The organism is Bradyrhizobium sp. KBS0727 (genome assembly GCF_005937885.2).
In the GTDB taxonomy this organism is placed as follows: Bacteria; Pseudomonadota; Alphaproteobacteria; order Rhizobiales; family Xanthobacteraceae; genus Bradyrhizobium.
This window is the reverse complement of sequence record NZ_CP042176.1, coordinates 4160961-4187217: the sequence shown is the minus strand read 5'-3', so window position 1 is coordinate 4187217 and position 26257 is coordinate 4160961. Positions and strand designations below refer to the sequence as shown.

The following is a 26257-nucleotide window of genomic DNA, read 5'->3' as shown; positions in this document are numbered from 1 at the left end:
ATTAAAGGCCGCCAGGAATAATAAGCCGCCAAGATTTGACTATCCAAGATTTGACCATCCCCGAGTCTCTCATTTTTAGAGGCAAGCATCGTGTCAGGCGGCGAACGTTTGGGCGAGGACGGGGTGCTGAACCTTGTCGCCGCGATCTACGACACCGCGCTTGACGCACGCCTCTGGCCCGAACTCCTGAACAGAATCAGCGACGCTGTTGGTTCGCCGCAAGTCATGTTTGGCTTTTACGACGCGGCAACGGGGCTCACGGAAATCCACGCCCCGCGGGTCGACCCGGACGTCGCGCGTAGCTGCGCCGAGTGGGGAGCAGACAATCCGCTTCCCGGTCTGAGCGCAGCCGAACATCCCGGCAAGGTGTTCAGCATTTCGGATTTCCTCACGCCGGACGAGTTCAAGAACACTGCGTTTTATCGGGAATGGTGGCGGCCCAACGGTTGGGGCCTCGAACCCATCACCACCAACTTGTTGGTGGATGGCAATGCTGCTGCGATCATGTCAGTTGCCAAAGCGCAGGACCGGCCTGCATTCAACAGCGACGACAAGCGCCTGTTCGCCACGCTGGCAAAACATCTCGTTCGCGCGGTCGAACTGCAGCGGCGGATGTATCCCCTGACGCTTGCAAGCGAGAACGCGCTGACCGGCCTTGGCCGGTCGCCCCAGGGGTTGATGCTTGTCGATGCGGCGGCGCGGCTGGTGTTCGCCAACGGCACGGCCCGCGCGCTGCTCGATGCCGGCGAGGCGTTACACCTGGAAAAGGGCGCGGTGGTGTCCGCACACGATCCCGATTCCGCACAGACGATGCGCGGGCTGATAGCTGCTTGCGCTGCCAAACCCGGCGCCGCGTCCTTTTCCGGCGGCGAGGTCGCGCTTCGACGGGGCACGGGGCGGTTGCCGCTCGGCGTTCTCGTGATGCCGATCAGACCGGAAACGGCGATCGTCTACATGCCCTGGTCTCACTTGCGCCGCCCCGCCGCGGTTCTGATCGTCTCCGACCCGGAGACGGAAATGCGCGCCCGCGTCCAGCGCCTGCGCGAACGCTTCGCTTTCACGCCGGCCGAGGCCGCGTTCGCGCTGGAGATCGTCAAGGGCGATGGCAGGCAAGCCGCCGCCGACAGGCTCGGCATCACCGTTGGAACGGCGCGCAGTCACTTGTCGAGCATCTTCGACAAGACCGGTTCACGACGCCAAGCCGAACTGGTGCGCTTGCTTCTGGATATTTAGAACGTGGGGTGGGCATTTCTGCCCACCCCCAAAGTGCCGCCAACTCAAAAGCCGTTAGCCTTCGATGATGTAGACGATCTCATGCGTCTGCGGGCGGACGATGATGTAGCGGCCGTGCACGAAGATCACGTCGTAACCACGCCACTCCGGATAGATCTCGACGATGCGGGCCGGCAGCGGATGGAAACGGACCGTGGCCGGCACGGTGGCGCCAACCGCAACATTGAAGTTGACGTTGGTGGTCTCTTCGATCTTCTCCGACTTGATGGCGGAGACGATCTGGGTGCGCTTCTCGGCCGGCGGCGCCGCGGTCGCCGTGGTGGCGGCGTTGCCCGTCGTGGTCTGCGACTTGCTGTCCGTTCCGGTCCTGGTCTGCGCATTCATGTTGCTGTTGGCCTTGGAACCTTCGGCGTTCATGCTGCCTGTGGCCTTGGTGCCTTCAGTCTTTGTGCCATCAGCCTTCAAGCCGCCCTTGGCCGAGTCGTTCTCGGAGCTCATGCTCTTCGACTTCTCACCCTTGGCGTCCGGCCGGGTATCCTGGGCACTCTTGGCGGCCGGCATCTTCTCCTTGGATTCCGCCTTCACGCCGGAATTCTCAGAGCCCTTCACGCCGGACGATTCCGCACCCTTCACGCCGCTCGCGTCATGGTTCACAGCGCCGGACGGAGCAGCGCGCTCCGACGAGGGCGCATTCTGCTGCGTGGCCGCGCCACCTGCTGTTCCGCCTTCACGGTTCATGCCCTGCGCATTGGCAAAACCGGTTCCGGCGATCAGCGCCGCCGCAGCGACCGAAATCAAAAAGCGATTAGTCATTCGAAGTTCTCCTCACGTGTCTGCATTGCCCGCCCGACAACGAAGGGAGGTGGTCGATGTTCCCTGCTATTTGCTGTTCCATCGATTTTGTTTTGTACAAGCGCGTTTCATACAAGTTTGATTTTATGCAAGCTCGCTTTATGAACGCGTGATGAACCGCTATTCCGCAGATTTGCCGCAAACAAAAAGGCCGGCTTGAGAGCCGGCCTTTTCGACACTTGATTGGACAGGCGAGGGTGTCAGCAGGTCGCCTTGCCGCAGCGGGCGACGCCGATCTTTTCCTTGAGGCTGTCGACGCCGACCGCACCGATCACGACCTGCTTGCCGATCACGTAGCTCGGGGTCCCGTTCATGCCCATGGCTTCGGCCAGCTTGAAGTTTTCCTCGATCGTGCTCTTCACCTCGGGGCTTGCCAGATCCTTCTCCAGCTTACCCATGTCGAGGCCGACCTCCTTGGCAACGGCCATCGCGCGAGCCTTGTCGGCCGCGCCGCGGCCGCCGAGCAGCTTCTGGTGGAAGTCGAGATACTTCTTGCCGGTCGGATCCTGCATGCGCACGGCAACCGCGACCTGGGCGGCTTCAACCGAGCCGGCGCTCAGCACCGGAAACTCCTTGAGGACGACCTTCAGCTTCGGATCGGCCTTCATCAGTTCCATCATGTCGGCCATCGCGCGTTTGCAGTAGCCGCAATTGTAGTCGAAGAACTCGACGAAGGTGACGTCGCCGTCCTTGTTGCCGAGCGTGACGCCGCGCGGCGAGTTGAAAATCGCATCGGCGTTCTTGGCGACGCTGGCTTCATGCTTTTCGGCTTCCGCCGCCGACTGGCGCTTTGACAGTTCGGTCATCGCCTCTTCGAGCACTTCAGGGTGCGCAATCAGATAATTCCGGACGATGGTCTCGATGTCGCCGCGCTGGGTGTCGGAGAAGCTCTGTGCGGAGGCGGGCAGCGGGGCGCCGCCAAGCGCGAGCGCGAGCAGTGCGGGAGCGAGGAAACGGAACGAGGGCATCAGCAAATCCTTTTACGGCGAGTTCCCGGCGGTGTCGTGAAGCCGGCTCTTGGAATACGTTTCAATTTCGGTTCGGTTCTAGCTTGATCTATCTTAACGCGGTTTATTTCTAGTTGCTTCTCTGCCCCGGCAGCGGCTTGGCGCTCACAATGTCGTCAGCCTTGACCCATCCCGGCGTCCCGACCGCGAAGCGGGTCTTTGCCCTTGAAGCGAGGTCGCGCGCGGTCTTGCTGTCGCCGCGAAGGTAGGCGGCTTGCGCCGATGCGAGATCGGCCTGCGCGTAGTCTCCCTTGCGGCCATAGGCCATTGCGAGCTGCATGTAACCGAGCGGCGCTTCGGACTCACGGGCCACCGCCGCCCGCAGAATCGAGATCGCCTCGTCCGTGTTGGCGGTATTATTAGCGGCTACCAGCGCCTGCCCAAGTAACATCTCGATGAGCGGGGCGTTATTGGAGAGCTGCACCGCCTTGCGGAGCGGCGCAATGGCCTCGACCGGCTTGCCGCCCTCCAGTAGCGCCTGGCCACGCACCTCATAGAAATACGGGTTGCCGGGCTGCAGCGCGATCAGGCCGTCGATCTGGGCGATCGCGCTGTGCAGGTCGCCGTGCAAATAGGTGGTGATGGCATGCGCATAGCGGGCGGGCAGGCTGGTGTTGGACATCGGATAGCGCCGGTACACGGTCTCCTGCCGCTCCATGAAGGCCGACATCTTGGCGCGCACCATGTCGTGGCGCATCTGCAGGGCAGGGTCGTCCTTCTTGTCCCAATACGGGCTGGAGCGCGCCAGCTCTTCCAGCGCGCGCACGCGCTCGGCCGGCATCGGGTGCGACTGCACGTAGGGGTCGGCGCCGCGCGCCGCGAACAGGCTCTCGTCGGTGAACCGCTTGAAGGTCTCGTACATGCCCTTGGCCGATTGACCGGTCGCGGTCAGAAACTTCACGCCGGCCTTGTCGGCGTTTTCTTCCTGCTGGCGCACGTAAGAGAGCAGGTTGCGCTTGATCATTTCGCCCGGTGCGGAAAACGCCGCCGCGCCGGCATTGGTCAGGCCGCTGCCGGCGCCGCCACGCGCGCCCGCCACCATCGCGCCGGCGCCGAGCAGCATGGCGATGATCATCTGGGTTTGCGCTTGCGCGAGCTGCTCGCGCATCTTGGCGAGATGGCCGCCGGCGAGATGGCCGGTCTCGTGGGCCAGCACGCCGATGATCTGGTTCGGCGTCTCCGATTTCATCATCGCGCCGTAGTTCACGAAGATGCGGCGGCCGTCGGCGACGAACGCGTTGAACTGGCTGTCGTTGATGATCACCATCTGGATGTTCTGCTTTTCCAGACCGGCGGTGCGCAGGATCGGCCGCGTATATTCGCGCAGCAACTGCTCTGACTCGGTGTCGCGCAGGAACGACGGACCCTTGCCCTCCTGCGCCAGTGCTGCCATCGGCGTGACGGTGAGCGCGACCGCGACCGTCAGGGCGGTCAACTTCAGCGTTTTCTTGGCAAAGGCGATACGAAGCAGCATGAGCGGTCTTTTGTCGGGGCGGTCGGAGATGGGGCGGCGCCTGGATTGTGCGGGATCCGGTTCGGTTCTGATTAGATCAGAACCAGGCTTCAGTCTCTGTTGTTTCAAAGCCTGTTGTTTCAAAGCCTGTTGTTTCAAGCGTTTTCTTGTCGCGGACCGGTATCACTGCGCCGGAAAACGCTATATCAAGCCACCGAATGCGGCCAGTCTGGGGCGGTAACCGGTTCGGGAACCTGAAATCGGCGATAGCCCCCGCAAATAGCAGAAATCGATGCACGAAGCGACAGTTAGAGACCGTGTGAAAGCCCTGCTGACCCCGTCGGGACGGAGCGATGTTCCGCCGTTCATGGTGATGGATGTGATGGCGGCGGCCGCGCGCATCGAAGCGGCGGGCGGGCATGTGATTCACATGGAAGTAGGCCAGCCGGCGGCCTCCGCCCCGAAGGTCGCGATCGCAGCGGCGCATGCGGCGCTCGACGAGACCCGGATCGACTATACGTCGGCGCTCGGCATTCCCTCGCTGCGGACGCGCATCAGCAGGCACTACCGCGATACTTATGGTTGTTCGGTCGATCCTGACCGGATCGTGGTCACCACCGGCTCGTCGGGCGGGTTCATTCTGGCGTTTCTGTCGATGTTCGAACCCGGCGACCGGGTTGCCGTGACCGTGCCCGGTTACCCGCCGTACCGCCATATCCTCACGGCGCTCGGCTGCGAACCGGTGCTGATCGAGACGTCGAACGAGACGCGCCATGCGCTGACCGGCGAAATGCTGCTGGCGGCGCATCGCAAGACGCCGCTGAAGGGCGTGCTGGTCGGCAGTCCGGCCAATCCGACGGGAACGATGATGTCGCGCGAGGCGCTCACCGGCCTGATCGGCGCGGCCGAGGGCGCGGGCATCCGTTTCATTTCCGACGAAATCTATCACGGCCTCGATTACGCGTTTCCAGCCGTCACCGCGGCCGAGCTCTCGCCGCAGGCGCTGGTGATCAACTCGTTCTCGAAATATTTCTGCATGACCGGCTGGCGGGTCGGCTGGATGGTGGTGCCGGAGCCGATGGTGCGGCCGATCGAACGGCTGCAGCAGAACCTGTCGATCTCGGTGCCGACGCTGTCGCAGATCGCCGCCGAAGCCGCTTTCGAGGGCCGAGAGGAGATGGAAGCGATCAAGCGCGGTTATCAGGAGAACCGCCGCATCCTGATCGACGGCCTGCCGAAGGCCGGCCTGACCAAATTTCTGCCGGCCGACGGCGCGTTCTACCTCTATGCGGATGTTTCCGACTTCACGTCGGACAGTTTTGAATTCGCCAGCCGCATGCTGGAAAAGGCCCATGTCGCGGCCACGCCGGGCGTCGACTTCGATCCGATCCACGGCCGGGCCTTCGTGCGTTTCTCCTACGCGCGCTCGGCCGACGAGATGCGCGAAGCGGTGACGCGCATCGCGCGTTGGCTCGGCTAAAGCCCGGCCGTCATCGATCCAACCTGCCGTCCATCCAGTTCGTCCACCAATTCAAACCGGAGCGCCGTCCTTGCCCGCCAGAACCATGTCCGAGCCCGCCGCCGTCAGGCATTTTCCACTTGCCGAACTGCTGTGGCCGCGCCGCGAAGACCGAGCATTCCGCGCCTTGCGCGGCGCCATCCTGATGGCGCTGGGAACCGCGCTGCTGACCCTGTCGGCGAAGGTCAATCTGCCGTTGCCCTATGTGCCGATGACGCTGCAGACGCTGGTCGTGCTGATGATTGGCGCCGCCTATGGCTGGCGACTCGGCAGCGCTACCGTGATCGCCTATCTGGCCGAGGGCGCGATCGGGCTGCCGGTATTTGCAGGTCCCGTCGGCGGTCTCGCGCCGCTGGTCGGCCCGACCGCGGGATACCTCTATGGTTTCGTGCTGGCGGCGTTGGCCACGGGCTGGCTGAGCCAGCGCGGCTGGGACCGGTCGGTGCCGTGGCTGTTCGTCGCAATGGGAATTGGGCACGCCCTGATTCTCGGTACCGGGTTCGCCTGGCTGGCATTCGGCATGAAGCTCGGCGTCGACAAGGCGTGGCTGGTCGGCATCGTGCCGTTTATCGCGGCATCGCTGGTCAAGAACGCGCTCGGCGCCACACTGGTGCCGGCGATCCGACGGCTGTTCGCGCCGCGCGCCTAAACCACAACGTTTAGAGCCCTGACGTTTAGAACCCGTGGCCGGCGGAGCAATGCCATTGACTCCGCTGGCCCAAATGTTTTGGCTATAGCCCAGCGGGAGCGCATGTATATGCGCGTAAAATCCGCAACTTCTGAGGGGGAGTGAAATTCATGGCGGCAACGATTGCGACCGAAGCGCCGGTGAGTACGGCGAAGCCGTGGTACCGGGTTCTCTATGTTCAGGTGCTGATTGCCATCGTGCTCGGCGCGCTGGTGGGCTGGCTGTGGCCCGCTTTCGCGACCAATGACTGGATCAAGGCGCTCGGCGACGGCTTTATCAAGCTGATCAAGATGGTGATCGCGCCGATCATCTTCTGCACCGTGGTCTCCGGCATCTCGCACATCCAGGACGCCAAGAAGGTCGGCCGCATCGGCGTCAAGGCGCTGGTCTATTTCGAGATCGTCTCGACCTTCGCGTTGCTGATCGGGCTGGTCGTCGGCAACGTGATCAAGCCGGGTGCGGGGTTCGGCGGCGCCATGGCCGATGCGGGCAAGGTCGCAGGTTTCGCCAAGCAGGCGGAGGCGCAGAAGAGCGTCGACTTCTTCCTGCACATCATTCCCGATACCGTGGTCGGCGCCTTCGCGCAGGGCGAAATCCTCCAGGTGCTGCTGTTCTCGATCCTGTTCGGCTTTGCCATCATGGGGCTTGGCGAGCGCGGCCATACCATTCGATCGTTCATCGACGACGCCGCCCACGCCGTGTTCGGCGTCATTTCGATCGTGATGAAGGCCGCCCCGATCGGTGCGTTCGGCGCCATGGCGTTCACGATCGGCAAGTTCGGAACTGGTGCGATCCTGAACCTGATGGGGCTGATCGCGACGTTCTATCTTACCGCCGCGCTGTTCGTGTTCGTCGTGCTCGGCATCATCGCTCGCATGGTCGGCTTCTCGATCTTCAAGTTCCTGGCCTACATCAAGGACGAACTCTTGATCGTGCTCGGCACGTCGTCCTCGGAAAGCGCGCTGCCGTCCTTGATGGAAAAGCTCGAGCGGCTCGGCTGTTCCAAGTCAGTGGTCGGTCTCGTGGTGCCGACCGGTTACTCGTTCAACCTTGACGGCACCAACATCTACATGACGCTGGCGACCCTGTTCATTGCGCAGGCGCTCGGCTTCGATCTGACGCTGGGCCAGCAGATCACCATTCTGTTGGTCGCGATGCTGACCTCGAAGGGCGCGTCCGGCATCACCGGCGCCGGCTTCATCACGCTGGCGGCGACGCTGGCCGTGGTCGATCCGCGGCTGGTGCCGGGTATGGCGATCGTGCTCGGTATCGACAAGTTCATGAGCGAATGCCGGGCGCTGACCAACCTGTGCGGCAACGGTGTCGCCTGCGTGGTGGTGTCGTGGTGGGAGGGCGAGCTCGATCAGGACAAGCTGCGCGTCAGTCTCGCCAAGCAGGTCGATCCGGCCGACATGGAGACCGCGATCACCACCGGCTAGAGCGTTTTCCAGCGAAGCATGCCCTCGGACTTGATCCGTGGGTGGGGCCGGTTCGCGTAAAACGCGTCAAAATAAAAAGGATTGGCGGCTCAAAACGCGCCGGCAGGTCAATCTGCCGGCGCCAATAAAAAAACGGGAGAGGGCAATTGATCGGATTTCGAATTCTGCAGCGAACCCGCAAGGTCGACGCCGATACGGTGTCGAAATTCAGCGCGCTGCCGGTCGCCAATATCAGCGATTCGATGTCGCGGATGACGGCGGGCGGCGCGTCGCTGCGTCCGATGCACGGCGGCGGCGTGCTGGCCGGGCCGGCATTTACCGTCAAGACGCGGCCGGGCGACAATCTGATGCTGCACAAGGCGATCGATATCGCCGAGCCCGGCGACGTGATCGTGGTCGACGGCGGCGGCGACCTGACCAATTCCCTGATCGGCGAAATGATGTCGGCCCATGCGGAGCAGCGTGGGATCGCCGGCATGGTGATCTACGGTTCGATCCGGGACTACGACTCGATCCATGCCGGCAAGTTTCCGATTTTCGCCGCCGGTGTCACCCACCGCGGCCCCTACAAGGACGGCCCCGGCGAGATCAACGTTCCGATCGCGATCGACGGCATGGTGATCGAGCCTGGTGACCTCATTGTCGGCGACGGCGACGGGATCGTCTGCGTCCCCTTCGCAAGCACCGCCGAAGTCCTGAAAGCCACGACCGCGAAGCACGAGGCGGAAACCAAGCAGCTCGCGGCGATCAAGGCCGGCAAAAGCGACCGCAGCTGGGTCGATGCGAGCCTGAAGAAGCTCGGTGTGGTTAGCTAACCGAACGGTACCGACGGCTGTCGGCAAGGCTCGACGCCTGAGCGTTTTCGCAAGGCGAGTGAACAAAAGAAAACCGCCCGGTTTTGCCGGGCGGTTTTTGTTTTCTGGATTTTGGCGTTACTCGCCGCTGCCGAAGCGCCGTGACCACCAGCCGGCTTTGCGCGGCGCGGCAGCTTCGCTGCTGGCGGCAGGCGCGGGCTCTGACGGCGCCGGCGAAGCGACCGGCTCTGGCGCGCTGTGGCTGACGGCAGGCGCCGGTTCGGCTGGCGCGCTGGTCATGAAGCTGACCTTTTCGCGCACCGTCGAACGGCGCCGCGCGGCGGCCCGGTCGGCTTCCTGCGTGGTTTCTTCAACCGCGGGCGCACTAAAGGTGGGCGCACTCGCGACCGGCTCAGGCTGAGCATAGGCCGCGGGTTCATACTGCGGTGGTTGCGAGACCGGTTCGGGCTGGGTGAGCGTCGGGGCTGGCTCGTACGAACCGCCATCGAAATCGGCCACGGCATTGGCAGCTTCCGGAGCCGATGTCGGCCCGAGTTCATCCGCGATCGATCCAACGAGACCATCTTCCGGCCCGTTGCCGCGCCGACGGCGTCCACCACGGCGGCCGCGGCGGCGCGGGCGCCGCTCGCCATTCGCCGGCTGATCGCCGCGAACCACGCCGGGCTGGTCGTCGCCTTCGTCCTCGTCGGCTTCACCGTCGTCGCCGGCCACAGGACCTTCCATCGCTTCGGCCACGACGCGCATGGCGTCGTGTTCCTCGCGTGGGTGACCATTGTCCTCGCGGGGCGCGCCGCCTTCACGGGGTTCGCCGGAACGGCCGCGCCGACGCCGACGCCGCTTGCGGCGGGGACCGTCGCCTTCGCCTTCGCCGCTGGCTTCTTCGCCGCCAACGGAATCTTCCGCGAGACCCTCGGTCTCGTCGGTTTCGATTTCGCTTTCGGTCTCGATATCGAACGCCTCTTCGTCGTCATAGGGCTCGTCGACCTGCGGCGGGGCGGCGGCGGCCTGCGCTGCGAGCAGCGCCTTGGCGGCCTCCAGCGTGTGCACCTGTTCGCCGCGGTCGATGACGAACGACTGCTGGCCGCTCACGCTGGGATCGGCGACGATGGCAAGCGAGACCTTGAAGGAATCTTCGAGATCGCGCAGATGGCCGCGCTTGTGGTTGAGGACGTAGAGCGCGACGTCGGTCCTGGTCCGCGCCACCAGATTGTGGGTGGCGCCCTTCATCAGGATTTCTTCGATGCCGCGCAGCAGTTGCAGCGCCACCGACGATACCGAGCGAACGTGACCGCTGCCACCGCACTGCTGGCAGGGCTCGGTCGAGCTTTCCAGCACGCTGGCGCGAATGCGCTGGCGCGACATTTCCAGCAGGCCGAAATGCGAGATGCGTCCGACCTGGATGCGCGCGCGATCCTGCCGCAGGCAGTCACTGAGCTTGCGCTCGACCGCCCGGTTGTTGCGCTTCTCGTCCATGTCGATGAAGTCGATGACGATGAGGCCCGCGAGGTCGCGCAACCGTAGCTGACGCGCGACTTCCTCGGCCGCCTCCAGATTGGTCTTGAGCGCCGTATCCTCGATGTGGTGTTCGCGGGTCGAGCGGCCGGAGTTGACGTCGATCGAGACCAGCGCCTCGGTCTGGTTGATGACGATGTAGCCGCCGGAGCGCAATTGCACCGTGGGCGAGAACATCGCGTCCAACTGGCTCTCGACGCCCATCCGCGAGAACAGCGGCTGGCCGTCGCCGTATTTGCGGACCGCCCGCACGTTGGAGGGCATCAGCATCTTCATGAAGTCGCGCGCTTCCTGGTAGCCGGCTTCGCCCGCGACCAGGATTTCGTCGATTTCCTTGTTGTAGAGGTCGCGCAGCGAGCGCTTGATCAGCGAGCCTTCCTCGTAGACGAGGGTGGGGGCCTGCGACTTCAGCGTCATGTCGCGCACGGTTTCCCACATGCGGATCAGGTATTCGAAGTCGCGCTTGATTTCGGGCTTGGTCCGCGAGGCACCGGCGGTGCGCAGGATGATTCCCATGCCCTCGGGCACGTCGAGATCCTGCACCACTTCCTTCAGCCGCGAGCGGTCCTGGGCCGAGGTGATCTTGCGGCTGATGCCGCCGCCGCGGGCGGTATTGGGCATCAACACCGCATAGCGGCCGGCCAGCGACAGGTAGGTGGTCAGCGCGGCGCCCTTGTTGCCGCGTTCTTCCTTGACCACCTGAACCAGCATCACCTGGCGACGCTTGATGACTTCCTGGATCTTGTACTGGCGGCGCGGACGGAAGGCGCGCTCTGGAACTTCTTCCAGAACGTCGTCGCCGCCGACGGATTCGACGACTTCTTCCTCGGCGTCGTCGCCATCGTCTTCTTCGTCGTCCTGATGCTCGTCGCCATGATGTTCGTCACCACGGGCAACGGCATGCTCATCATGCGGGTGAGCTTCGTGTTCGCCGCCGTGCTCGCCATGCGGCGCGTCGTCGGCATGGGCGGCGTTTTCGAGCGCGTGCTCTTCGCTATGCTCGTGCGCATGATCGTCGTGGACGTGTTCGTGTGCCTCAGTGTCGGGCAACGCCTGCGCGATCGCATCGGCCGGCGTGGCCGTCTGCGTCTCGGAGCCTGATTCGACGGCCGGCGTTTCGGCGGCCATATGCGCATGGTCATGATCATGCGCGTGGTGATCTTCATCATGGTGATCGTGATCATGCGAATGATCGTGCGCGTGCTCATGTCCCTCATGGTCATGCGCGTGGTCGTGATGGTCGGTGTCGGTGTGCGGATGCTCGCCGTGGGCTTCGCCGGCGTGGAAGCCTTCCGAATATTCTTGCGGATGTTCCTGCGAAGACTCCAGCGCCGGATAGGGCTGCGGCGCCTGCGCGGCGTCGACGGCGGCATTCTCGACGACGTCACTCTGGACGCGGTCGCCATGGCCGCGCCGGCGCGCGTTGCGATGACGCGAGCGGCCGCCGCTGCGGCGGTGGCTGGAGCGGTTCTCGGTCTCTTCCTCGGCTTCGCGATGAGCGCGTTCGTCGGCCTCGATCAGCGCCTGACGGTCGGCAACCGGGATCTGGTAGTAGTCGGGGTGGATTTCGCTGAAGGCCAGGAAGCCGTGGCGGTTGCCGCCATATTCGATGAAGGCGGCCTGCAGCGACGGCTCTACGCGCGTGACCTTGGCGAGATAGATATTGCCGCGCAGTTGTTTGCGCTGGGCGGTCTCGAAATCAAATTCTTCGACGCGATTGCCGCGGACCACGACGACCCGGGTCTCTTCCGGGTGGGTGGCATCGATCAACATCTTGTTGGGCATTTTGGAACTCTTGACGGCGGCGGGCGCGGTGCATGGCACGCGCAAATTGCGCGGCCCGGTGACGCGACGGTCCACCTGATTCGGGGGTGAGGGGAAGGCCAAAACGCAAACCTTGGCGCCGCACCGAACGGTGTCCCGCCGGAACAAGACGACGCGCAAAGCTTTCACTTCGCGTCGGCGCGATCGTTCCGTGGATCTTGGTCGGCAACACAGTCTGGCGCATCAAGCGTCGGCCCGTCTGAACATGTTGGCGGCAAAAAGATACCGCCTTGTCTCTTTGCCAAAAGCCCCGGCGCGGCGCAGAAGCGCCCGCCGGCCATCGCATATCGGACCGTTTTGGGTCCGGATAATCAGTTCTGCCGTGTCTCAAACCGTCCCTGGAGCAGAAAGGTACACAAAAAGGTACCTTGGGACCGGACGCCGCTCGGGCTCGAAACCGCCACTCCGTCAGCCGCGCGCGGCGCTGGCCGTGGAGAGATCGGGAAAGACGCTGGACACTTCTACTTCGAAGGATCCGGCGCTGCACCGGGAGGCTGAACGCGACACAACCGGGAGTATTAGCCTTCAGCACCCCGTACATACGTCGATCGGGGCGTCCGTGCAAGGGAACCATCCGGGAAGCGTCGCTGCGCGGCAACACTCGGTCCTTTTCGCGGCCGCAGGCTTAAGGTCCGATTAACCCTGTGGTTTTAATGCGGTACTGAGGGGTCTCCGGAGGCGCCGAATCGTTGGCTAACCGCGCAAATCACCGTGTTTTGCTGGGATGCGGCCTGTTGTGCGCCGCAGCATTGCTGTGCGCCAAAGCCATCGGCCCGAGCGCGGCCGAGGGACCTGCCACCGGTTCCGCCGTCCCGAACGCCGCTTTACCGTCGGCGGGAGTGAATTTCCCGACCGCCTCTGACGCCCGCCTGGCCGGTGATACAAGGCAGACCCGTTTTGTCCTCGATCTCGACCGGACCATCCCGTTTCGCGCCTTCGCGCTGGCCGATCCCTATCGCGTCATCCTCGATCTTCCCCAGGTCAGCTTCAAGCTTGCCGCTGGGACCGGCGCCGCGGGGCGGGGGCTGATCAAGGCGTTCCGCTACGGCCTTGTCATGCCCGGCGGTTCGCGAATCGTGTTCGATCTGACGGGGCCTGCGAAGATCGCCAAATCCTATGTGCTGGAGGCGGCCAACGACCAGCCGCCGCGGCTGGTGATTGAGCTTGAAGAGATCGACCGCACCGCCTTCGTCCAGTCGCTGTCGCCGGAGAATCGCCCCGAACTGCGGCCGGCGATTGCCGATGCCAATGCGGCCGTGGCGCCGGTGGACGCGCCGGCTGTGGCCAAGCCTGCTCAAGTGACCGACACGAGGCCGCTGATCGTGATCGATCCCGGCCATGGCGGCCTCGATAACGGCACCCAGGCCGGCGGCGACGTCATGGAAAAGAACCTGGTGCTGGGATTTGGCCTCGCCCTGCGCGACCGGATCGAGAAAACAGGCAAATACCGCGTGGTCATGACCCGAACCGACGACACGTTCATTCCGCTGAATGACCGCGTGAAGGTGGCGCGTACCCAGTCGGCGGCGCTGTTCGTCTCGATCCATGCCGACGCCCTGCCGCGTCGCGAGGGCGACGCCCAGGGCGCCACCATCTACACGCTTTCCGACAAGGCCTCCGACGCCGAGGCCGAGCGGCTGGCGGAGAACGAAAACAAGTCCGACGCGATCGGCGGGGTGAACCTCACCGACGAACCGACCGAGGTCGCCGACATCCTGATCGACCTGGCGCAGCGCGAGACGCGAACGTTTTCAAACCGGTTCGCCCGCCTGTTGATGGGCGAGATGAAGAACGCGGCGCGGATGCACAAGCATCCGCTGAAATCGGCCGGTTTCCGGGTCCTGAAGGCCCCCGACGTGCCGTCGGTCCTGGTCGAGCTCGGCTACGTCTCCAACAAGGGCGATCTCGAACATCTGGTATCGGAGAACTGGCGGACCAAGACCGTCGGATCGATGGCGCAGGCGATTGATGCATTTTTCGCCAAACGGCTGGCAACTACCGGAGCAGCCAAGTGAATAGTCGAGTGAAAAGCCTGCCGCCGCTTGCTCCAAGCCCTAGTTTGGCCACAGCGGCAAAGGTATAAAAAACCACCGCAGGGTCTTTGGAATCGGCCAGTATTGTCCGTCGGCCCGATTGCCCGATTGATTGACAAACCGCGCAACGGCGGCCCGTTGCGCATGGATTTTAGCTGCTGGACTGCCGCCGCGGATCACGGCGCAAGGTTGGAACGGAACTTCGATAATGCGCTTGCTGGTGCGATTCTTGGGCTTCTTGTTCGCCGCCGGAACCGTTGTGTTCCTGGTGGGCGTAGCCGGCGCTGCGGGCGCGATCTGGCATTTCTCCAAGGATTTGCCGGACTATTCGCAGCTTCAGGATTATGAGCCGCCGGTGATGACGCGGGTGCACGCTTCCGACGGCGCGCTGCTCGGCGAATACTCCAAGGAGCGCCGCCTTTATCTGCCGATCCAGGCGGTTCCAAAACTCGTCATCAACGCCTTCCTCGCGGCCGAAGACAAGAATTTCTACGAGCACGGCGGCATCGACTTCTCCGGCATGGCCCGCGCCGCGGTGCTGTACGCCCAGAACTACGGCTCCAATCGCCGGCCGCAGGGCGCCTCGACGATCACCCAGCAGGTTGCCAAGAACTTCCTGCTCACCAACGAGGTTTCGTTCGCCCGCAAGATCAAGGAAGCCTTGCTGGCGATGCGCATCGAGCGCGCCTATTCGAAGGACCGCATCCTCGAACTCTACCTCAATGAAATCTATCTCGGGCTTGGCGCCTACGGGATCGCGGCGGCCTCGCTGGTCTATTTCGACAAGTCGGTGAACGAACTCACCGTCGCGGAAGCGGCCTATCTGGCGGCGATGCCGAAAGCCCCGGGCGCGCTGCATCCGGTGCGCAACCGCGAGCGCGCGATCGAGCGCCGCAACTACGTGATCGACCGCCTGCTGGAAAACGGCTGGATCAAACAGGCCGATGCCGACAAGGCCCGCAAGGATCCGCTGATCGTCACCAACCGCGGCAACGGCGCGCATATCTTCGCCGGCGAATATTTTGCCGAGGAAGTCCGTCGCGACATCTTCGAGCGTTACGGCGAAAAGAAACTTTACGAAGGCGGATTGTCGGTCCGCGCCACACTCGATCCGAAGATCCAGGTGATGGCGCGCAAGACCATGGTGGCAGGCCTGGTCAATTTCGACGAGGCGACCGGCTGGCGTGGTGCGCCTTCGAAGCTGGACATATCCGGCGACTGGGGCGTCAAACTCGCCGACATCAAATCGCTGAGCGACATCTCGCCCTGGCGCATGGCGGTAGTGCTTGAGACCTCCGACCAATCCGCACGGATCGGTTTTCAGCCGGCCCGCGAACTCGGCGGTGCGGTCTCCAAGCAGCGGCAGACCGGCATCATCGCCATCGACGGCGTGAGATGGGCCAAGGCAGCTTCCGGACCCGCGAAGGGCCGGACGCCGACGTCGGTGGCACAAGTGCTGGCGCCGGGCGACGTGATCTATGCCGATCCGCTGTTCGGCAAGGATGGCAATGCCGTCGAAGGTCAGTACCGCCTGCGTCAGCTGCCGGAAGTGTCGGGCGCGATGGTCGCCATGGACCCGTGGACCGGGCGCGTGCTGGCGATGGTCGGCGGCTTCTCGTTCGACCAGAGCCAGTTCAACCGCGCCACCCAGGCCTACCGGCAGCCCGGTTCGTCGTTCAAGCCGCTGGTCTATTCGGCGGCGATGGACAACGGCTATACCCCGTCGACCGTCGTGGTCGACGCTCCCATCGAAATCGACCAGGGGCAGGGCGCCGGCGTCTGGCGTCCGGAAAACTACTCGTCCGGCAAATACCAGGGACCGGTCACGCTGCGTAACGCGCTCCGGCAGTCGCTGAACACGGTGACGGTGCGGCTGGCGCAGGACATCGGTATGCCCCTGATCGGTGAGTATGCCAGACGGTTCGGCGTCTACGACGAACTGCCGAATTTCCTGTCCTATGCGCTGGGCGCCGGCGAAACCACCGTGATGCGGATGGTCACGGCGTATTCGATGTTCGCCAATGGCGGCCGTCGCGTGAAGCCGACGCTGATCGACCGTATCCAGGACCGCTACGGGCATACGATCTTCAAGCATGACGCGCGCGAATGCCGTGGTTGCGACGCGCCTGGGGGCTGGAAGAACCAGCCCGAGCCGCAACTGGTCGATCGCCGCGAGCAGGTGCTGGATCCGATGACGGCCTACCAGATCACCTCGATGATGGAAGGCGTGGTGCAGGCCGGCACCGCGACCGTGGTCAAGGAAGTCGGCAAACCGATTGCCGGCAAGACCGGCACCACCAACGACGAAAAGGACGCGTGGTTCGTCGGCTTCTCGCCGGACCTCGTGGTCGGCATTTATGTCGGCTACGACAAGCCGCGCAATCTGGGCCGTGGCGCCACCGGCGGTCATCTGGCGGCGCCGATCGCCCGTGACTTCCTCAAGCTCGCGCTGGCCGACAAGCCGCCGATTCCGTTCAAGGTGCCTGCCGGCATCAAGCTGGTTCGCGTCGATGCCAAGTCCGGCATGCGCGCCGGTCCGGGCGACGGCGGCCGCACCATCCTGGAAGCGTTCAAGCCGGGTACGGCGCCGCCGGATAACTACTCGGTCATCGGCGTGGCCGATGCGGATGGGCAGCGCACGATCATTCCGCAGGGCACCACACCCGACGCCGGCAACATCATGCGCCCCGGAACCGGCGGGCTGTATTAGAGCTTAGTGCCAACTAAACCCCGGCTCACAAGCTTGAAGCGATTGCGCTTTGCGGCGTCCGCCGCTACATCCCTCGCAACCTGTCCATTCGCGGTTTAGCCGCAGATCAGAGAGACCATGCGCGCCGAAGTCCAACGCCTCGTTGAAGAGATCGAGCAGTCAGTCGGGCTGCTGAGGAGGCATCTTTGACGTCGATCAATCGACGGCACGCCTCGCGGAGCTGAACAAGCTCGCTGAAGATCCCAATCTCTGGAACGATCCCCAGAAGGCCCAGAAGCTGATGCAGGAGCGCACCTCGCTGGTGGACGCGCTGGAAGGCATCGGCAAGGTCGAGCGCGAGCTCAGCGACAATGTCGAAATGATCGCGCTCGGCGAAGCCGAGAACGACGAGGGCGTGGTCATCGAGGCCGAGAACGCGCTGAAGGCGCTCAAGAAGGAAGTCGCCCGCCGCGAGCTCGAAGCGCTGTTGTCGGGCGAGGCCGACCGGTTCGATTCCTATCTCGAAGTCCATGCCGGCGCCGGCGGCACCGAAAGCCAGGACTGGGCCTCGATGCTGCTGCGCATGTACACGCGCTGGGCCGAGAAGCACGGCTTCAAGATCGAATATCTGGAAGAGACCCCGGGCGAAGAAGCCGGCATCAAGTCCGCCACCATCCAGATCTCAGGGCACAATGCCTATGGCTGGCTGAAGACCGAGGGCGGCGTGCACCGGCTGGTGCGCATATCGCCGTTCGATTCCAACGCGCGCCGGCACACCTCGTTCTCGTCAGTGGCGATCTTTCCCGTCGTCGACAACTCAATCAAGATCGACATCGCTGAGTCAGACGTTCGCACCGACACCATGCGTTCGGGCGGTGCCGGCGGTCAGCACGTCAACAAGACCGAGTCCGCGGTCCGCCTCACGCATATTCCGACCGGCGTCGCGGTGGTCTGTCAGGCCGGCCGCTCGCAGCACAAGAACAAGGCGCAGGCCTGGGACATGCTGCGCGCCCGGCTCTACGAAATCGAGTTGAAGAAGCGCGAAGAACAGGCCGCCGCCGATCAGGCCGCCAAGACCGATATCGGCTGGGGCCACCAGATCCGCTCCTACGTGCTGCAGCCCTATCAGATGGTGAAGGATCTGCGCACCGGCGTGCAGACGTCGGATACATCAGGCGTGCTCGACGGCGATCTCGATGAATTCATGGCGGCGACGCTGGCGCAACGCGCGTTCGGCACTTCGCCGGGCGCGGTCGAGGATGTGGATTAAACGTATCGCGTAAGAACGCGCGTCAAAACCAAAGAGTCTAATCATGACCAAAGTCGCTTTCATCGGCCTTGGCCGCATGGGCCACGGCATGGCCGGCCGCTATCTCGATGCCGGCTTTGACGTCGCGGTATGGAATCGCAGCAAGGCGAAGGCGGAAGACCTGATCGCGCGCGGCGCGCGCTTTGCACAGTCTCCGGCCGATGCCGCCGACGGCGCCGATGCGGTCGTGACCATGGTCGCCGACGACGAGGCGTCGCGCAGCGTCTGGCTCGGCCAGGACGGCGCGGCCACCAACATGAAGGCAGGCAGCCTCGCGATCGAATGCTCGACCGTGTCGCACCAGCACGCGCTCGACATGGCGCGCGACTTACGCGGGCGCGGACTGGTCTATATCGATTGCCCCGTCACCGGCCTGCCGGAAGCGGCCGCCGCCGGCAACCTGACGCTGCTGGTCGGCGCCGACGTGGCCGATCTCGAAAAGGCGGGGCCCTATCTCTTGCCGCTCAGCACCACCGTGCGCCATTTCGGCGCGGTTGGCAGCGGAACGGTTTTCAAGCTGATCAACAACCTGATCGGGGCGGTGCAGATCGCAAGCCTCGCCGAAGGCGTGGCAATCGCCGAACAGGCCGGACTCGACATGAAGCTGGTGGCCGAAGCGCTGGCGACAGGTGCTGTGGCGAGCCCGCAGGTGATCCGTCACTCCAAACGCATGATCGCGCGCGATTTCTCCGGCGCCTCGTTCACCGCAGCGCTGCGCCACAAGGATGCGGCCTATGCCGTGGCGCTGGCCGAGAGCCTGCTGCCGGGCGTGCCGGTCAGCCGCGCGGCGCTTGCCGCTTACGACAAGGCCAAGGCTCACGCGCCCGACGACGACGAGGGCAGCATGATCGCGATCGTCTCACAGCCGAAATAGCGGCGACCACAATTTCCCGGAATCGGGTGGGAAAGCCCGCAGGCCGGGAATAAATCGGCTCGATCGCCGATAAGAGCCCAATGACCGCAAATGACACTTCAATGGACGGCCGTGACTGGTCGCTGCTCGGCCTGCTCTCGATTCTCTGGGGCGGTTCGTTTTTCTTCAACGGCGTGGTCTTAAGGGAATTGCCGCCGCTGACGCTGGTTTTCCTGCGCGTGGCGATCGCGACCCTGTTGCTGTTGCCGCTGCTCTGGCTCTACCGGATCCGCTTTCCCAAGGGCTTGTCCGGCTGGAAACCGTTTTTCGCGATCGGGCTTCTCAACAACGTGCTGCCGTTCTCGCTGATCGTGATCGGCCAGACCTACATCTCGGGCGGGTTGGCTTCGATCCTGAATGCGACGACGCCATTGTTCACCGTCGTGGTGATGGCCACCGCCGGTGAGGAGAAATTGCAGGCGCATCGGATCGCGGGCCTCGTCGCGGGCCTGATCGGCGTGATGATTCTGCACGGTGACGGCCTCGGGTTCGAGAGCAGTCAGGGTCTCGGGATTCTGCTCTGCCTTGCGGCGGCCCTCAGTTACGGTCTGTCGGCGCTGCTGGCGCAACGGCTGCCGGCGAACTCGCCGCCGCTCGGCACCGCAACCTTCCAGATGCTTGCCTCCACCGTCATGATGACGCCGGTCGCCGCGCTGGTCGAGCGTCCCTGGCAACTGCCGATGCCGGGGCCAACAACCTGGCTCTCGGTGATCGGTCTCGCGGCATTGTCTACCGCGCTGGCCTATATCGTGTTCTTCCAGATCCTGCGGCGCTCCGGCGCCACCAACGTCATGCTGGTGACGCTGCTGATCCCGGTGACGGCCGTCCTGCTCGGATATCTGGTGCTGGGCGAGAAGATTTCCGCGCAGGAGATTACGGGCGCGCTGGTGATCGGCAGCGCGCTGCTGTTAATCGACGGGCGGGTGTTGAAGTTCTTTCAGCGCCAGGGAAAGGCCTGATGGCAGTCCACTCGAAGTCCGTGAGTTCGTATCTCATGATTCGAGGCCCCGGTTCGGGAGCTTGAATCACGCCGATCTCGGTGTTCGCAACGCCGAATTGCAGGTCCGAGATGGGTCGGATAGCGGACATGCTGCAGATATGTCGAATTCGACGCGAATGACCCACAGCGGACCTCGGTGACTGGCAGATCAGAGACGACCCGCGAGTAGCAATACGACGAGGATGATCAGGATGATACCAATTATACCGATCCCACCGTGACCGTATCCGTAGCCGTAGCCGCCGAAGCGACCACTGAAGCCGCCGAGCAGGAATATGACGAGGATAATGATGAGTATAAGTCCGAGCGACATTGATCTGACTCCTGTAGCGGACGCGCCTAGCGCGAGAATCCTGAAGGCGCTCGATCAAAAGAAAGCTGATTCTTGAAGTGGGTTTTCCGGAAGAACCGGCCTCAGCACGGGGGTACATGCTGAGGCCGTCATTCATCGGATGCTGGGGGGCGCCGTGCATCCGGCAGCCCATCACTAAGTTACCATGGCGAAAATGGTTCCCGAAAGTTCGCGCCTTCGGTCGACTACTTGCAAGTCTTGTCAGCCGTCAAAGCGGTCTCAGCCGATCCCTTTGTGGGATGAGCCGTACCGACTACCTTCAAGCTGCCGCCTGCAGCAGGTTGGCTCTCGACGATTTGACACTTCATCGTCGCGGTATCTTGAGCCAGGTAGAATGCGGAAGCGCTTGATGGCGGCGCTTGACCGACAGTCTTGGCCGGTTCAGCGGCGAAGGAGGGTGTAGCGAATGCGAGAATAACGATCGTCGCTAAGAGAACTTTCTTCATGGCGTTTACCAGTTGTCGTGCGGCCAGTATTGGACAGAGAGCAAATAGTGTCAGCCGACTAAGGTTCCCGGGCATGGCTCGCAATAATTATAATTGCATGAAAGTGAGCTATATTGACCGGTGACTCCGAACTCGCGGGAGCATACTGGCTCCATCGCCGTCCGAATAGGCAATATCGGCGACAGAGAGATCGGTAATGCTCCCGCCTAACAGGGGAAGCACGATGTCATCTATCCAACGAAATCCATTGTACAGCCGCGCGGAGATCGGAATTCTTCCGTGCACCAAGTGTGGCAAGCCCATGCGGTTGGCTTGCATCGAGCCTGCTGAACCCGGTCGTGAAGTCCGCACCTTCGAGTGCCCGGAATGCAAAACGACTGGAAGTTTTCCAGCTGCGATCTAGTCGCTAAAATCAGTTTTTGCGGCTGTTGGGTGGCGTCTCTGGCTTTGTAAAAGCCTTCATCGTGCGGCTTTTTATTTCGGATGTCGGCGGCTTGAATGGCTGAGGTAGCCGTCCCACGCGCGCGGGGACCAAACCGGACATGCCTGCCGAACCTGAATACTTCCGCTGTTTGACCACAGGACATCGGCCAAAGAACAACCGCCCGGGCATTACTCCGTTCGGTTTTCATATGCGACTGCCGGTTTCCCGGTCGTGATCCGACGACCGAGATATTCTGCGATCGAACGAATGTCGGCTCGGTAGAACTCGATCGGCGGGAGTTTAGTCGCATTGTTCGCCATGCATCTCCCCAACCCACGGATTGACGCGGAACCATAAGTTGCCGGGGCCGTTCCTCTCTATGGCCGACATTCGTCGGCGCATAGATTCAAATGTGAATTGGAAAAATCAAATGAGAAGAACGTTGATGGTATCTGTCGCTGTTGCGGCCTTGTTTGCCGCGACCGGGATCGCGACGGCTCAAGGTGTTAATCAGGGCGCAGCCAAAAGTTCGGAGTCGCCGGCTGCCGCTTCGCCCAAAGGTGATACTGCGGCGCCGATGAATGCACCCGCGGCAAAGGGCGCCGAGACCGCAACACCCGGCGCTCCGTCAAAAGATGGTGTGCGTCAACATGCGCAGGGCAAGCCGGACGCAAAAACGACCGGCGATATGAAAGCCGATGGCAAGTCGGATTCGACCACCACCTCGAAGGACATGAAGACTCCCACAGCCGAAACCAAGCCTTCGACCTCGGACAGCAAAACGACAGGCAATGCCGCAACTTCGGCAACAGTCGCACCCTCCGCCGAAAAGCGCACCCAGATGACCTCGGCGATCAAGCAGGAGAAGGTCGAGGAAGTTACGAACGTGACCTTCAATCTCTCAATCGGGGCGTCGGTCCCGGCCGGTGTCCGCTATCATGCGCTGCCGTCTCGTGTCGTGGAAATCTATCCGGAATGGCGTGGATACGATTTTATCCTTGTGCACGGCAGGTACTTCATTCTTCGCCCGCACACCCACGAGATCGTTTACATCATCGAAGGTTAAGCGAATTTATCGGGCAATCCCGAATTACAGACAAACTGGAAGGGCGGCTCTTGAGCCGCCTTTTTCTGAGCCAATTGCTGCGAGACCCCTTAATTGTCATCGCTTAATTTTTGAAAGGTGAGCAATATTGATCAGGGTGTATAGAATCCAAAGAGTATGCTGGTGCGATCATCGCCCCACTTGGCATCTATCGGTGACTGAGAGTGTTGCGCTCCCGCCGTTATAAGGAGGGCCAATATGTCTCACACCCAAACCAGCCATCCCCAACTGCCGTTAAAGGATCGCTTGGCGCTACATGCCTTACGATTGAAAGAAGAGGCACAAGCGCTGCGGCCCGGAACCGAGCGCGATGCCATGATAAGAAGGGCGCGTCAGGCTGAAACCGCCTCGCATGTGGATGAGTGGCTCTTGTCGTTCGGGCTGCAAGCGCCGAAATAGGTCCCGATGGAGCCGCTCGCGGCATTCATCGGTGACTGAGAGTTTTGAGACTTCCGCCTGATAGGGCAAGATGATCATCGAAAGCGATCATCGGCTCACATTCAGAGGGGAAACCGATGGTTGCTGCCTTACCGCCATCACCGCCATCACCGCGTCCCTCTTTGCCGTCGATGCTGGATGTTGATCTGCCGGGATCACATGCGGCGGCGACGGAGGCCGCCGACGAGACGGAGATGCCGCTGCCGACCAATCCGCAGACGTTCTTTCTCTGTGGTTTGTTTGCGCTCAGTGTCTTGGCGGCACTCTATGTGGCAAGCGCGATCATCCTACCCGTTGTGCTCGCGATCGTGCTGAATCTCCTTCTTCAACCCGCAGTCCGGCTCTTGGGGCGGTTGCACTTTCGCCGCGCTGTCGGAGCGCTCTTGGCTGTCGTCTTGGTCATTGGAGCCCTTGTTGGCCTCGTGGCGGCGTTGTCGGTGCCGGCCGCGACTTGGGCCGAGCGGTTGCCCGAGGGGATCCCGCGGCTGGAGGCACACCTTGAGGTCATAAAAGGGCCGATCCAAGCGTTGCAAAAGGTTATCCAACAGGCCGAGCAGGCTGCGGACGCTCCCCCTGGTCGGGGTTCAATCGTTTCGGTTCGCCGCGATCTCGGCATAACGGGTGCGCTGTTCGCAGGGACGCGCTCCGTGCTCGATGGCTTGTTTACGACTGTCCTGGTGCTCTATTTTCTTTTGGTAGCGGGCGACATATTCCTTCGGCGCATCGTCGAAATTCTGCCGACGTTCAGCAACAAGCGACAAGCCGTCGATATCTCTCAGCAGATCCAGGAGGACATATCGGCCTATCTGCTGACAATTACGGCCATGAATGCCGCGGTGGGTGTCGCGACGGCGGCCGCGATGTATCTTTGCGGCTTGGGAGACCCCTTGTTGTGGGGTGCTACGGCCTTCCTGCTCAACTACATTCCAATCTTAGGGCCGCTTTTCGGGATATTCATCTTCGTGCTGGTCGGAATGTTGAGCTTCGACAGCTTATGGTGGGCGTTGTTGCCGCCAGCCCTCTACCTTGCCATTCACCTCATCGAGGGCGAAACCTTGACGCCCATGCTGCTCGCGCGACGCTTCACGCTGAATCCAGTGTTGATTATTCTGTCGCTGGTGTTTTGGTTCTGGATGTGGGGCGTCCTTGGCGCGATCCTGGCCGTTCCGATGCTGGCTATCCTGAAGATCGTTTCCGACAGGTTGCGCCCGCTCAAGGCCTTGGGGCACTTCCTCGAGGGGGAATAGCGGTATCGCCGCTCCGCATGTCTTGTAGCAAGGGAACCGCGTGGCGATCGATTGAACGAACTCTGTAGCGACTGGTTGTCCCTGATTACGGAAGCAGCGCCTTGCGCAAACGCACCAATCCGGCAGGCACAAATGCTTGTTCACTGTCTGCAAAAGCGGACCCAGGAGCCTTGATGCCGGCGTCCTATCGCAAACCAAAAAACGAAAGGATTACGCCGATGACGACGAGACCGCGTTATAGATAATTCCGTTCATAACCTGTTCCTTGCTTAGCGCGACAAGTAGGCCGCAGATTTTCTCTACGGCCTACTTCATCAGATCACGAGGTCATAGCCTTACCAGCGCGGACCGGCTCCAAAGCCAATTCCTACGCCGCCCGGACCAACGCCGATTCCGACGCTCGGAGCATTGTTATAGTATCCACCATCGTAGTATCCGCGCCGTTCGATGTAGCGTTCGCGCGGAGCGTAGTTGTACGAATCCTCAACTATAATGCGGCGCTGACCACGTTCCCGCCAACAGCGCCCGGATTCGTTACAGACCATGCGGACGTTTTCGATGCCGTTGTCTGGAATAACCGCGAGACTATGTGTGAGCGGAGCTGCCGAAGCGGCGGTGGCGAACAACGCGCCAGCGCCGAGCGCAAGCGAGATAATAGTCTTGTTCATAGCGTACTCCTCTGAGGGTTCCTGTCGACGTGAGTGGAAGATTTGCGGGATGATCAGAGACAACTATCGGCTCTCGACATAGTTCCCGCGAGGTGAATTCCGACTCCGGCTCTGTCTCCACCGCAACATAGCGGTGACACTCGTTAATCGCCTGAGGATGTAGTTGAGTTCGAGGAGTGTCCTAGTTCGCCAACAATGCGATAATTTCCGTGGATTGTGAGCAATATTGACCGGCGAGTCGGTATTTCGACGCGGCATGCTGGTTGCATAACCGCAGACCGGAGGGGTCCAACAGATGACAGCGGCTCAGGAGTTCGTTGGACATGAGCCCGTAGAGACCAAACGCCGCACGATGGCGCAGCTTTACGGGCTGCGCCTGACAATCCTTAGGTACCCACGCTCGACCCCGTCGGGACCCGCCCGAGATGAGCACCGACAGGCAGCGAGCTCGACACAGTTCCTCTCGACGGACAAGCGATGGTTGGCCATCCATACCGTGGACGGCATCAAGTAAGGTCGCCTCGACGGCAGCCTATTCGAGACAACTGTGGTCAATATGGCTAAGATAGATTTCCCGCGCGCGGGGACTAGACCGGACATGGCGAGCATGGCCAATCAGGCTGCATTTGATCCCAAGACGTTTCTTGCCATCGTGGGCGAGGGTAAGACCATCCTTGAATTTCGCAAGGACGAGGTCGTGTTCGCCCAGGGAGATGCGGCAGACGCGGTCTTTTACATTCAAAAAGGTCGGGTCAAGGTTGTTGTCATATCCGAGCAAGGCAAGGAGGCGGTGGTCGGGATTTTTGGACCGGGCCAGTTCTTTGGCGAAGGCTGCATGAACGGCCATTCGGTGCGCATTGCGACCACGACCGCGATGGAAGATTGCCTGGTCACCGCTATCAAGAAGACGGCGATGCTCGCGGTACTTCATGAGCAACCGAAGTTTTCCGAGGTATTCATCGCTTATTTACTGACCCGCAATAGCCGGATTGAGGAAGACCTGATCGACCAACTCTTCAACTCAAGCGAAAAACGGTTGGCGCGGCTTCTGCTTCTGCTGGCGAATTTTGGCAAGGAAGGCAGTCCTCAACCGATTACTCCTAATATCAGCCAGGAAACCCTGGCCGAGATGATCGGCACAACCCGGTCTCGTGTCAGCTTCTTCATGAACAAATTCCGCAAACTTGGCTTCATCAGCTACAACGGAAAAATTGAAGTCAACAGTTCATTGTTGAACGCTGTCTTGTACGACAAGCCCGAGATCAAGAGCGAATTGTAAACAGACCTCCGC

General features: G+C 62.2%; 20 protein-coding genes. 14 read left to right on the top strand and 6 right to left on the bottom strand.

What is annotated here, in order from left to right; genetic code table 11:
* Window positions 1-90: 90 nt before the first annotated feature.
* Entirely contained in the window at window positions 91-1233 is a 1143-nt protein-coding gene (locus FFI89_RS19435; RefSeq protein WP_138829303.1) for a helix-turn-helix transcriptional regulator, read from the top strand.
* A 54-nt stretch (window positions 1234-1287) separates the two neighbouring features.
* On the opposite strand, the gene FFI89_RS19430 is transcribed toward FFI89_RS19435, so the two are convergent.
* The 3 genes from FFI89_RS19430 to FFI89_RS19420 all read right to left on the bottom strand — a co-directional run bounded on the left by FFI89_RS19430 (window position 1288) and on the right by FFI89_RS19420 (window position 4566).
* Entirely contained in the window at window positions 1288-2046 is a 759-nt protein-coding gene (locus FFI89_RS19430) for a DUF1236 domain-containing protein (RefSeq protein ID WP_138829302.1), read from the bottom strand.
* Window positions 2047-2285: 239 nt separating this feature from the next.
* Window positions 2286-3053, bottom strand: coding sequence for a DsbA family protein (locus FFI89_RS19425; protein ID WP_138829301.1), 768 nt, complete (start codon window positions 3051-3053; stop codon window positions 2286-2288).
* A gap of 109 nt (window positions 3054-3162) precedes the next feature.
* Window positions 3163-4566 (bottom strand): M48 family metalloprotease, encoded by a 1404-nt coding sequence (locus FFI89_RS19420; RefSeq protein ID WP_138829300.1) that lies wholly within the window; start codon window positions 4564-4566, stop codon window positions 3163-3165.
* Window positions 4567-4837: 271 nt separating this feature from the next.
* Here FFI89_RS19420 and FFI89_RS19415 point away from each other — a divergent pair, with 271 nt between their 5' ends.
* From FFI89_RS19415 to FFI89_RS19400, 4 genes are all read left to right on the top strand, one after another.
* Window positions 4838-6025 (top strand): pyridoxal phosphate-dependent aminotransferase, encoded by a 1188-nt coding sequence (locus FFI89_RS19415; protein WP_138829299.1) that lies wholly within the window; start codon window positions 4838-4840, stop codon window positions 6023-6025.
* A gap of 130 nt (window positions 6026-6155) precedes the next feature.
* Window positions 6156-6713 carry a biotin transporter BioY gene (locus FFI89_RS19410; protein WP_371722521.1) on the top strand — a complete coding sequence of 186 codons (558 nt, stop codon included), beginning with the start codon at window positions 6156-6158 and terminating at the stop codon, window positions 6711-6713.
* 149 nt (window positions 6714-6862) lie between these two features.
* On the top strand, window positions 6863-8191 hold the full coding sequence (locus FFI89_RS19405; protein WP_138829298.1) for a dicarboxylate/amino acid:cation symporter: 1329 nt from the start codon (window positions 6863-6865) through the stop codon (window positions 8189-8191).
* A 146-nt stretch (window positions 8192-8337) separates the two neighbouring features.
* Window positions 8338-9006: an RraA family protein gene (locus FFI89_RS19400; RefSeq protein WP_138829297.1), complete on the top strand. Its 669-nt coding sequence runs from the start codon at window positions 8338-8340 to the stop codon at window positions 9004-9006.
* A gap of 117 nt (window positions 9007-9123) precedes the next feature.
* On the opposite strand, the gene FFI89_RS19395 is transcribed toward FFI89_RS19400, so the two are convergent.
* Entirely contained in the window at window positions 9124-12303 is a 3180-nt protein-coding gene (locus tag FFI89_RS19395; protein WP_138829296.1) for an Rne/Rng family ribonuclease, read from the bottom strand.
* Window positions 12304-13031: 728 nt separating this feature from the next.
* Between FFI89_RS19395 and FFI89_RS19390 the strand changes: the two genes are divergently transcribed.
* The 5 genes from FFI89_RS19390 (at window position 13032) to FFI89_RS19370 (ending at window position 20245) form a co-directional block, all read left to right on the top strand.
* Window positions 13032-14357, top strand: a complete 1326-nt coding sequence (locus tag FFI89_RS19390) for an N-acetylmuramoyl-L-alanine amidase (protein WP_138829295.1) — start codon at window positions 13032-13034, stop codon at window positions 14355-14357.
* 226 nt (window positions 14358-14583) lie between these two features.
* Window positions 14584-17085, top strand: coding sequence for a penicillin-binding protein 1A (locus FFI89_RS19385; protein WP_138829294.1), 2502 nt, complete (start codon window positions 14584-14586; stop codon window positions 17083-17085).
* A 117-nt stretch (window positions 17086-17202) separates the two neighbouring features.
* Window positions 17203-18334 (top strand): peptide chain release factor 2 gene (gene prfB / locus FFI89_RS19380; RefSeq protein WP_138829293.1). Its coding sequence is split into 2 segments (ribosomal slippage): window positions 17203-17271 and window positions 17273-18334, totalling 1131 coding nucleotides; the frame shifts between segments, so codons are not numbered across the junction.
* A 43-nt stretch (window positions 18335-18377) separates the two neighbouring features.
* The gene (locus FFI89_RS19375) at window positions 18378-19247 is read left to right on the top strand and encodes an NAD(P)-dependent oxidoreductase (RefSeq protein WP_138829292.1); all 870 of its coding nucleotides are present in this window, start codon (window positions 18378-18380) and stop codon (window positions 19245-19247) included.
* An 80-nt stretch (window positions 19248-19327) separates the two neighbouring features.
* Window positions 19328-20245 (top strand): DMT family transporter, encoded by a 918-nt coding sequence (locus FFI89_RS19370; RefSeq protein ID WP_138829291.1) that lies wholly within the window; start codon window positions 19328-19330, stop codon window positions 20243-20245.
* Window positions 20246-20434: 189 nt separating this feature from the next.
* Here the strand turns inward: FFI89_RS19370 and FFI89_RS19360 are convergent, their stop codons facing one another.
* The gene (locus tag FFI89_RS19360; protein WP_138829290.1) at window positions 20435-20599 is read right to left on the bottom strand and encodes a DUF3309 family protein; all 165 of its coding nucleotides are present in this window, start codon (window positions 20597-20599) and stop codon (window positions 20435-20437) included.
* Window positions 20600-21938: 1339 nt separating this feature from the next.
* Here FFI89_RS19360 and FFI89_RS19350 point away from each other — a divergent pair.
* From FFI89_RS19350 to FFI89_RS19340, 3 genes are all read left to right on the top strand, one after another.
* Window positions 21939-22574: a DUF1236 domain-containing protein gene (locus tag FFI89_RS19350; RefSeq protein ID WP_246669193.1), complete on the top strand. Its 636-nt coding sequence runs from the start codon at window positions 21939-21941 to the stop codon at window positions 22572-22574.
* 237 nt (window positions 22575-22811) lie between these two features.
* Window positions 22812-23012, top strand: a complete 201-nt coding sequence (locus tag FFI89_RS19345) for a hypothetical protein (protein ID WP_138829288.1) — start codon at window positions 22812-22814, stop codon at window positions 23010-23012.
* A 116-nt stretch (window positions 23013-23128) separates the two neighbouring features.
* A complete protein-coding gene (locus tag FFI89_RS19340; protein WP_138829287.1) occupies window positions 23129-24298 on the top strand; it encodes an AI-2E family transporter in 1170 nt (389 codons plus the stop codon).
* A 335-nt stretch (window positions 24299-24633) separates the two neighbouring features.
* On the opposite strand, the gene FFI89_RS19335 is transcribed toward FFI89_RS19340, so the two are convergent.
* The gene (locus tag FFI89_RS19335; protein ID WP_138829286.1) at window positions 24634-24966 is read right to left on the bottom strand and encodes a hypothetical protein; all 333 of its coding nucleotides are present in this window, start codon (window positions 24964-24966) and stop codon (window positions 24634-24636) included.
* A 607-nt stretch (window positions 24967-25573) separates the two neighbouring features.
* On the opposite strand from FFI89_RS19335, the gene FFI89_RS19330 reads away from it, so the two are divergent.
* Complete coding sequence (locus FFI89_RS19330; protein ID WP_138829285.1) at window positions 25574-26245, top strand: Crp/Fnr family transcriptional regulator; 672 nt, start codon at window positions 25574-25576, stop codon at window positions 26243-26245.
* Window positions 26246-26257: the final 12 nt, after the last annotated feature.